This window comes from Streptomyces sp. AB3(2024) (assembly GCF_041862025.1).
Taxonomy (GTDB): Bacteria; Actinomycetota; Actinomycetes; order Streptomycetales; family Streptomycetaceae; genus Streptomyces.
Map to the genome: position 1 here is coordinate 1 of NZ_JBGWAB010000196.1, position 9722 is coordinate 9722.

The window sequence follows — 9722 nt, forward strand, 5'->3', positions numbered from 1 at the left end:
GCTGAAGCTGATCCACGCCAACGACTCCAAGGAGGGCGTCGGCGCCCACAAGGACCGGCACGCCATGCACGAGGACGGCGTCCGGGACGGGCCCGGCGGCGGCGTGGGCCGCGTCGTGCGACGCGTCGAGGGCGGCTGCGAGCGCGTCGGCCGCGTCGGGCCCGTCGAGCAGCAGCGGGCGTACGTCCGCGCCGGCCGGGGCGGGGAGGTTCAGCGGGGTCCACGCCACCTGGAACAAGCGGTCGTGGGGGCCGCCGGTGGCGGTCGCCGGCTGCCCGGCCGAGACGGCGCGCAGGGTGAGCGAGGCGATCTCGGCGACCGGCTGCCCGGTGCCGTCGGCGAGCGCCAGCGACACGGCGTCCGGTCCGGCCTTGGCCAGGCGTACGCGCAGGGCCGAGGCGCCCACGGCGTGCAGGGCCACTCCGGTCCAGGAGAACGGCAGCCGGCCGCCGCCGGTGTCCGCCACGAGGCCGCCGAGTCCGATGGAGTGCAGGGCGGCGTCGAGGAGGGCGGGGTGCAGGCCGAACAGGGCGGTGTCGTCGCGCTGTTCGTCCGAGGCCTCGATCTCCGCGTAGACCGCGTCGCCGCTCGTCCAGGCCGCGCGGACGCCTTGGAAGGCGGGCCCGTAGTGGAGTCCCGCCTCCGCGAGTCGGGAGTACAGGTCGTCGACGGGCAGGGGGGTGGCGTCGGCCGGCGGCCAGGCGGCGGGGGCGAAGGCGGGCTGCGGGGCGCCGGTGGCGAGGACGCCGTCCGCGTGCCGGGTCCACGGCAGTTCGGCCGAGTCGGCTGCGGCGTCGGCGTCGGGTTCGGGGCGGGAGTGCACGCCGAGGGGGCGGTGTCCGGCGGCGTCGGGGGCGCCCACCCACAGCTGGAACTGGACCCCGCCGTCCGGGGGCAGGACGAGGGGTGCGTGGAGGGTGAGTTCCTCCAGGAGGTCGCAGCCGACCTGGTCTCCGGCGCGGATCGCCAGCTCCACGAAGGCGCTGCCGGGCAGGACGACGGATCCGCCCACGGTGTGGTCGGCGAGCCAGGGGTGGGTGTCCAGGGAGAGCCGGCCGGTGTAGAGGAACCCGTCGAGGTCGGCGAGGGCGATGGCGGCGCCGAGCAGGGGGTGGCCCGCCGTGCCGAGGCCGGCGGCGGACACGTCGCCCGGGGGGCGTCCGGCGTCGAGCCAGTAGGGCTCGCGCTGGAAGGCGTAGGTGGGCAGGTCGACGCGCTCGAAGCCGGTGCCGGCGTAGTACGCGTCCCAGTCCACGGCCGCGCCCCGGACGTGCAGCCGGGCGAGGGCGCCGGTCAGCGTCTCGGTCTCGGGACGGCCGGCGCGCAGGACCGGCACGAAGGCGGCCGTGCCGGAGAGCTCGGGCAGGCAGTCCGAGGCGAGGGCCGAGAGGACGGCGTCCGGGCCGACTTCGAGGAAGTGCACGACGTTGCGGGCCGCGAGGGCGCGGATGCCGTCGTGGAAGCGGACGGCTTCGCGGACGTGGCGGACCCAGAAGTCGGCGGAGCCCATCTCGTCGGTGACGAGGGCGCCGGTCAGGTTGGAGACGACCGGGATGCGCGGGGCGGCGTACGTGAGCCCCTCCGCGACCCGGCGGAAGTCGTCGAGCATGCCGTCCATGTGCGGGGAGTGGAAGGCGTGGCTGACGGTCAGCCGCTTGGACTTCCGGTCGGGGAAGGCCGCCACGATGGCGGTCGCGGCGTCCTCGTCACCGGCGATCACGACCGAGGTCGGGCCGTTGACGGCGGCGATGCTGACCCGGTCGGTCAGCAGCGGCAGGACCTCGTCCTCCGCAGCCTGCACCGCGATCATCACGCCACCCGAAGGCAGCGCCTGCATCAGCCGCCCGCGGGCGGCCACCAGCGTGCACGCGTCCTCCAGCGACAACACACCCGCCACATGAGCGGCGGCGATCTCACCGATCGAATGCCCGGACACGAAGTCGGGCGTGACGCCCCACGAGGCGAGCAGCCGGAACAGCGCCACCTCGACGGCGAACAGCGCGGGCTGGGTGTACTCCGTCCGGTCCAGCAGGGCGGCATCCGTACCGAACAGCACCTCCCTCAGCGGGAGTTCCAGCCGCTCGCACACCGCGTCCAGCGCCTCCGCGAACACCGGGAAGTCCTCGCACAGTTCGCGCCCCATCCCGAGGCGCTGGCTGCCCTGGCCGGTGAAGAGGAAGGCGAGCTTCCCGCCGACCGGGCGGCCCCGGGTGACCCCCGGGGCGGATTCCTCGGGTCCCAGGGCGGCGAGGGACTGCAGGGCGCGGGCCAGTCCGGGCCGGTCGGCGGCCGTGAGGACCGCGCGGTGCTCGAAGGCGGTGCGGCCGTTCGCGAGGGAGCGGGCGACGTCGCCGGGGTGCTGCCCGGGGTGGGCGGCCAGGTGCGCGTACAGCTTCGCGGCCTGGGCGCGCAGGGCGTCCGGCGACTTGCCCGAGAGGTTCCACAGGGCCGGTACGGGGACGGCAGCAGCCGCCTCATCGGTGCCCGGGGCGGCGTCCGGGGCGGCGTCCGGGGCGGCGTCCGGAGCCGCGGCGGGGGCCGGGGCCGCCGCCGCGTCGGGGGCCTGCTCGATGATGGTGTGGGCGTTGGTGCCGCTGATGCCGAACGAGGAGACGCCCGCGCGGCGGGGCGCGCCGGTCTCCGGCCACCGCTGGGCCTCGGTGAGCAGCCGGACGGCGCCCTCCGACCAGTCGACGTTCGGGGTGGGCTCGTCCACGTGCAGGGTCGGGGGCAGGACGCCGTGGCGCATCGCCATGACCATCTTGATGATCCCGGCCACGCCGGCGGCGGCCTGGGTGTGGCCGATGTTCGACTTGATGGAGCCGAGCAGCAGCGGCCGGTCCTCGGGCCGGTCCTGGCCGTAGGTGGCCAGCAGGGCCTGGGCTTCGATGGGGTCGCCGAGCGTCGTGCCGGTGCCGTGCGCCTCGACCACGTCGATGTGCGCGGGCGAGAGCCGGGCCCCGGCGAGCGCCTCGCGGATGACGCGCTGCTGGGAGGGCCCGTTGGGGGCGGTCAGGCCGCTGCTGGCGCCGTCCTGGTTGACGGCGGTGCCGCGGACGACGGCGAGGACGGGGTGGCCGTTCGCGCGGGCGGCGGAGAGCCGTTCGAGGACGAGCATGCCGGCGCCCTCGCCCCAGCCGGTGCCGTCGGCGGCGGCCGCGAAGGACTTGCAGCGGCCGTCGCCGGCCAGGCCGCGGTGGCGGCTGAACTCGGTGAAGGTGCCGGGGGTCGACATGACGGTGACGCCGCCGGCGAGGGCGAGGGTGCACTCGCCGCTGCGCAGGGCCTGGACGGCCAGGTGGACGGCGACGAGCGAGGAGGAGCAGGCCGTGTCGACGGTGACGGCCGGGCCCTCCAGGCCGAGGGTGTAGGCGATGCGGCCGGAGGCGATGCTGCCGGAGCTGCCGTTGCCGAGGAAGCCCTCGATCTCCTCGGGGACGCTGAACAGCCGTGCCGCGTAGTCGTGGTACATGAGGCCCGCGAACACGCCGGTGCGGCTGCCGCGCAGGGTGGCGGGGTCGATCCCGGCCCGCTCGAAGGCCTCCCAGGAGGTCTCCAGCAGGAGCCGCTGCTGCGGGTCCATGGCGAGGGCCTCGCGCGGGGAGATCCCGAAGAACGCCGGGTCGAAGTGGTGGGCGTCGTGCAGGAATCCGCCGACCCGCTCGTACTCCTCGATGCCGCTGTCCGGGTCGGGATCGAAGAGGACCTCGGCCGGCCAGCCCCGGTCGGCGGGGTAGGGGGTGACGGCGTCGCCGCCGCGTTCGACGAGTTCCCACAGGGCTTCGGGGGTGTCGATGCCGCCGGGGTATCGGCAGCTCATCGCCACGACCGCGATCGGCTCCTGGTCCCGCTCCTCCACCTCGCGCAGCCGGCGCCGCGCCTCGCGGAGATCGGCCGTCGCCCGCTTGAGGTAATCGAGGTACTTCTCCTCGTTCACCATTGTCACGCCATCCCCGTCGTCGAAGTGTTCAAGGTCGTCAAGCTCGCGGAGGCCATCTCAGGACAGTCCGAGTTCGTCGTCGAGCAGGTCGAAGAGCTCGTCGGCCGTCGCGGCCTGGATGTCCCGCTCTTCGGCGGCGTTGTCCTGTGCACTGTGCGTGTCGTTCCACTTCGCCAGTAGGTCGCGCAGCCGGGCGGTGATGCCCGCGCGTTCGGTGTCGTCGGGGGCGAGCGCCGAGAGGATCGTTTCGAGCTTGTCGAGTTCCGTGTGGACGGAGGGGCGGGCGCTGTCGTCCCGGCCGAGCCGCTCCCCGATGTAGGCGGCCAGTGCAGACGGTGACGGGTAGTCGAAGATCAGCGTCACGGGCAGCCGCAGTCCGCAGGCGGCGGTGAGCCGGTTGCGCAGGTCGACGGCGGTCAGCGAGTCGAAGCCCAGGTCGAGGAAGCCGCGGCCGGCGTCGACGTCGTCGGCGGTGCCGTGGCCGAGTACGGCGGCCACCTGGGAGCGGACCAGTTCGTTCAGCATCCGGTCGCGGTCCGCGGCCGTCAGGCCCGCCAGCCGCTCCTGGAGGGAGCCGGCCGGCTCGGCACCGGCCGGGGCGGCCGCCCGGGCCGCACTGGGGGCGGCCCGCCGGGCGGGGGTGCGCACCAGGGAGCGCAGCAGCGGCGGCAGGGTGCCGTCGGCGGCCTGGGCGCGCAGCGCGGCCGGTTCGATCCGCATGGGGACGAGGACGGCGTCCGCCAGGGTGCGGGAGGTGTCGAAGAGGGCCAGCCCCTCGGCGGGGGCGAGCGCGCCGACTCCGGCGCGGGCCATCCGGGTCAGGTCGGTCTCGTCGAGGGCGCCCGCCATGCCGTCCTCGGTCGCCCACAGGCCCCAGGCCAGCGAGCTGCCCGCGAGGCCGCGGGCCGTGCGGTGCTGGGCGAGGGCGTCCAGGAAGGCGTTCGCGGCGGCGTAGTTGGCCTGGCCGGCGGCGCCGAAGCAACCGGCGACCGAGGAGAAGAGCACGAACGCGGAGAGCCGGTGGCCCTCGGTCAGCTCGTGCAGGTTCCAGGCCGCGTCGACCTTGGGCCGCAGGACGGTGTCCAGGCGTTCGGGGGTGAGGGAGTCGATGATGCCGTCGTCCAGGACGCCGGCCGCGTGGACGACCGCGGTCAGCGGCCGGTCGGCGGGTACGGCGGCCAGGACTGCGGCCAGGGCGTCCCGGTCGGCAGCGTCGCAGGCCGCCCAGGTGACCTCGGCGCCCCGCGCGTTCAGGGCCCGCGTCAGGTCGGCCGCGCCGGGTGCGGCGTCGCCGCTGCGGCTCAGGAGCAGCAGGTTCCGTACACCGTGGGCGTCGGCGAGGTGGCGGGCGAAGAGTCCGCCGAGGGTGCCGCTCGCGCCGGTGACGAGGACGGTGCCGGCGGTGTCGAGGGCCGGGTGGCCGCTCCCGGTGCCGCTCTCCGGCTCGGTGCCGGTCCCGGTGCCGGTCCCGGTCTCGGTGCGGGTGGTGCGGCGCAGGCGGAAGGCGTACGCCTCGCCCGCCCGCAGGACCAGCTGCGGTTCGTCGCCCGCCAGGGCGGCGGGCAGGACGCCGAGGGAGGCGTCGGAGCCGTCGGTGTCGGCGAGGACGAACCGGCCGGGGTTCTCCGACTGCGCGGAGCGCACCAGGCCCCACACCGGGGCATGGGCCAGGTCGGTGACGTGTTCGCCCGGTACGGCCGCCTGGGTGCCCCGGGTGATCAGGAGCAGCCGGGAGGCGTCGAGGCTCTCCTCGGCCAGCCATTCCTGGACCAGGGCGAGCGCCTGGTGGGCGGCGGTGCGGGCGGCGGCCGCCCGGCCGCCGGTCCCGGCCGTGCCGGACAGCGGGACGATCACCACGTCCGGCGCCGGGGCGCCGGCGGCGATCCGGGCGCGCAGCGCGGTGAGGTCGGTGTGCGCCTCCAGCGGGGCCCCGCCGATGCGGAAGTCCGCCTGGTCCTCACCGAGGACGGCCCACCGCTCGTCGGCGGGGACGGGGGCGGCGGCGAGGGGCAGCTTCGCCCACTCCACGCCGAACAGGGACTCGTGGTGGGCGCCGCGGTCGTCGCCGAGCTGCGCGGCGGAGACCGGTCGCAGGACCAGGGATTCCACCGAGGCGACCGGGGCGCCGGTGGTGTCGGCGACGTCCAGGGCCACACCGCCGGAGGTGCCTGCGGTGATGCGGACGCGCAGGGCGGCGGCGCCGGCCGCGTGGAGCCGTACGCCGGTCCAGGCGAAGGGCAGGCGCGCGCCGTCGGCCGCGTCGGACCCGTCGGGCGCCGTGAGGCCGATGGCCTGGAGGGCGGCGTCGAGGAGCGCGGGGTGGACGCCGTAGGCGGCGGCGTCGGTCTCGTACGCCTCGTCGAGGGCGACCTCGGCGAAGAGCTCGCCGTCGCGCCGCCAGGCGGCGCGCAGTCCCTGGAAGACGGGCCCGTAGGTGAGGCCGGCGGCGGCCGCGGCCGGGTAGAAGCCGTCGACCGGTACCTCCTCGGCGTCGGCCGGGGGCCACGCGGCCAGGTCGAAGGCGCGGGCGGGCCCGGCCGGGGCGAGGACGCCCGTGGCGTGCCGGGTCCACGGCTCCTCGGCCGGGGCGTCGGCCGGACGTGCGTGCAGGGCCAGGGTGCGCCGGCCCGTCCCGTCGGCCGCTTCGACGGCCAGCTGGAGCTGGACGGCGCCCTGTTCGGCGAGGGTGAGCGGGGCCTCGATGGCCAGCTCCTCGACGGTGTCGCAGCCGACCTCGGCGGCCGCCCGCAGGGCGAGTTCGACGAAGGCGGTGCCGGGCAGCAGGACGGTGTCCATGACCGTGTGGTCGGCCAGCCAGGGATGGCTGGACAGGGCGAGGCGTCCGGTGAGGAGCAGGCCGTCGGAGGCGGGCAGCGGCACGGTGGCGCCGAACAGCGGATGGTCGGCGGCCTCCAGTCCGGCGGCCAGCACGTCCTCGACGGACAGTCCGACGTCGAGCCAGTAGCGCTTGCGCTGGAAGGCGTAGGTGGGCAGGTCGACGCGCCGGGCGCCGGTGGCGGAGAAGTACGCCGGCCAGTCGGGGGCGATGCCGTGGACGTGGGCCCGGGCGAGGGCGCCGGTGAGCACCTCGGTCTCGGGGCGGCCCTTGCGCAGGAGGGGCACGCAGAGGGCGGGCCCGGCGGCGTCGGCCGCTTCGGGCAGGCAGTCCTGGACGAGTGCGGACAAGGTGGCGTCGGGGCCGAGCTCGACGTAGGCCGTCACTCCGGCGGCGCCGAGGGCGCGGACGCCGTCGAGGAAGCGGACGGCTTCGCGGACGTGGCGCACCCAGAAGTCGGCCGAGGCCATCTCGTCGGTGACGGGCGCGCCGGTCAGGCAGGACACGACGGGGATGCGGGGGGCCGCGTAGACCAGGCCCTCGGCGACCTTGCGGAAGTCGGCGAGCATGCCGTCCATGAGCGGGGAGTGGAAGGCGTGGCTGACGGTCAGCCGCTTGGTCTTGGCGCCGCGCTCCTCGAAGTGCGCGGCCAGCGCGAGCGCCGCGTCCTCGTCACCGGCGACGACCACGGAGCGGGGGCCGTTGACGGCCGCGACGGAGATCCGCTCGGTGAGCAGCGGCAGGACCTCGTCCTCGGCCGCCTGTACGGCGATCATCGCCCCGCCGGCGGGCAGCGCCTGCATCAGCCGGCCGCGGGCGGCGACGAGTTCGGCGGCGTCCTGGAGGGTGAGGACGCCCGCGACGTGCGCGGCGGCGATCTCGCCGATGGAGTGTCCGGCCAGCACGTCGGGCCGCAGGCCCCAGTCCGCCAGCAGCCGGAACAGCGCCACCTCGATCGCGAAGAGTGCGGGCTGGGTGTACTCGGTGCGGTCCAGCAGGGCGGCGTCCGTACCGAACAGGACGTCCTTCAGCGGCAGTTCGAGGTGCCGGTCCAGTTCGACGCAGATCTCGTCCAGGGCCCGCGCGAACGCCGGCTGGGCGGCGTGCAGTTCGCGTCCCATGCCGAGGCGCTGGCTTCCCTGCCCGGTGAACAGGAACGCCACCTGGTGCTCGCGCGCGGTCCCCCGCACGACGGCGGCCGAGTCCTCGCCGCGGGCCAGTGCGTCCAGCGCGGCCAGCAGCTCCGTACGGTCCCCGGCGACCAGCGCGGCGCGCTGTTCCAGGGCCGAGCGGGTGGTGGCCAGCGACAGGGCGAGGTCGGCGGGGCGCAGGTCCGCGTCGGTGCGGACGCGGGTGTGGAGCAGGCGGGCCTGCGCGCGCAGCGCGTCCTCGCCCCGGGCCGACAGGACCACGGGCGGGTACGGGGCGGGGTCCGCCTCCGGCCGTCCGAGGGCCTGCGGGCCGGCGGGCGCCGCGGGGGCGGGGGCCGGGGCGGTGGGCTGGGGGGCCTGCTCGATGACGGCGTGCGCGTTGGTCCCGCTGATGCCGAAGGAGGAGACGCCGGCCCGGCGCGGACGCCCGGTGGCGGGCCACTCCACCTGCTCGGTGAGCAGGGACACGGCGCCCGCGGACCAGTCGACGTGCGGGGTGGGCTCGTCGACGTGCAGGGTCTTGGGCACGATGCCGTGGCGCATCGCCATGACCATCTTGATGATGCCGGCGACGCCCGCGGCGGCCTGGGTGTGGCCGAGGTTGGACTTCACCGAGCCCAGCAGCAGCGGCCGGTCCTCGCTGTGGTCGCGACCGTACGTGGCCAGCAGGGCCTGCGCCTCGATGGGGTCGCCGAGGGTGGTGCCGGTGCCGTGCGCCTCGACCACGTCGACGTCCGCGCCGGTGAGGCGGGCGTTGGCGAGGGCCTGGCGGATGACGCGCTGCTGGGACGGGCCGTTGGGGGCGGTCAGGCCGTTGGAGGCACCGTCCTGGTTGACTGCGGAGCCGCGGACGACCGCGAGGACCTGGTGGCCGTTGCGGCGGGCGTCGGAGAGCCGCTCCAGGAGGAGCATGCCCGCGCCCTCGCCCCAGCCGGTGCCGTCGGCGGCGGCCGCGAAGGACTTGCAGCGGCCGTCGGCGGCGAGCCCGCGCTGGCGGCTGAACTCGATGAACGTACCGGGCGTGAACATCACGGTCACGCCGCCCGCCAGGGCGAGGGAGCACTCGCCGTTGCGCAGGGCCTGCGCGGCCAGGTGCAGGGCCACCAGCGACGAGGAGCAGGCCGTGTCGACGGTGACCGCCGGGCCCTCCAGGCCGAAGGTGTAGGCGACCCGGCCGGAGACGATGCTGCTGGAGCTGCCGGTGCCGAGGTAGCCCTCGACGCCGTCGGGCACGGCGTGCAGGCGGGCGCCGTAGTCGTGGTACATGACGCCGGCGAAGACGCCGGTCCGGGTGCCGCGCACCGAGGACGGGGCGATCCCGGCCCGCTCGAACACCTCCCAGGTGGTCTCCAGGAGGAGCCGCTGCTGCGGGTCCATCGCGAGGGCCTCGCGCGGGGAGATCCCGAAGAAGGAGGCGTCGAACTCGGCGGCGTCGTGCAGGAAGCCGCCCTCGCGGGCGTAGGAGGTGCCCGGGTGCTCCGGGTCGGGGTGGTAGAGGGCGTCGGTGTCCCAGCCGCGGTTCTCCGGCAGCCGGGTGATGCCGTCCTCCCCGGCGGTGAGGAGCTGCCAGAGGTCCTCGGGGGTGCGGACGTCGCCGGGGTAGCGGCAGCTCATCGCGACGATGGCGATGGGCTCGTCGGCGGCGGCCGGCGGGGGGGGGGGGGTGTCGCGCTGGGGGGGGGGGGGGGGGGCGGCGGGCGGGGGGGTGGGGGTCAATCGGGGGGTGGGGGGGGGGGGGGGGGGGGGGGGGGGGGGGGGGGGGGGCGCCCCCCCCCCCCCCCGCCGCCGCGTCGGC

At 76.1% G+C, this 9722-nt stretch carries 1 protein-coding gene and 1 pseudogene; both read right to left on the reverse strand.

Going from position 1 to position 9722, the window contains the following annotated elements:
• Positions 1 to 3940, reverse strand: a 3940-nt coding sequence (locus tag ACEPPI_RS38145) for a type I polyketide synthase (protein WP_373919848.1), incomplete at its 3' end; no start/stop codon positions are given.
• A 57-nt stretch (positions 3941 to 3997) separates the two neighbouring features.
• Positions 3998 to 9574, reverse strand: a pseudogene (locus tag ACEPPI_RS38150) (type I polyketide synthase); the annotation flags it as partial.
• Positions 9575 to 9722: the final 148 nt, after the last annotated feature.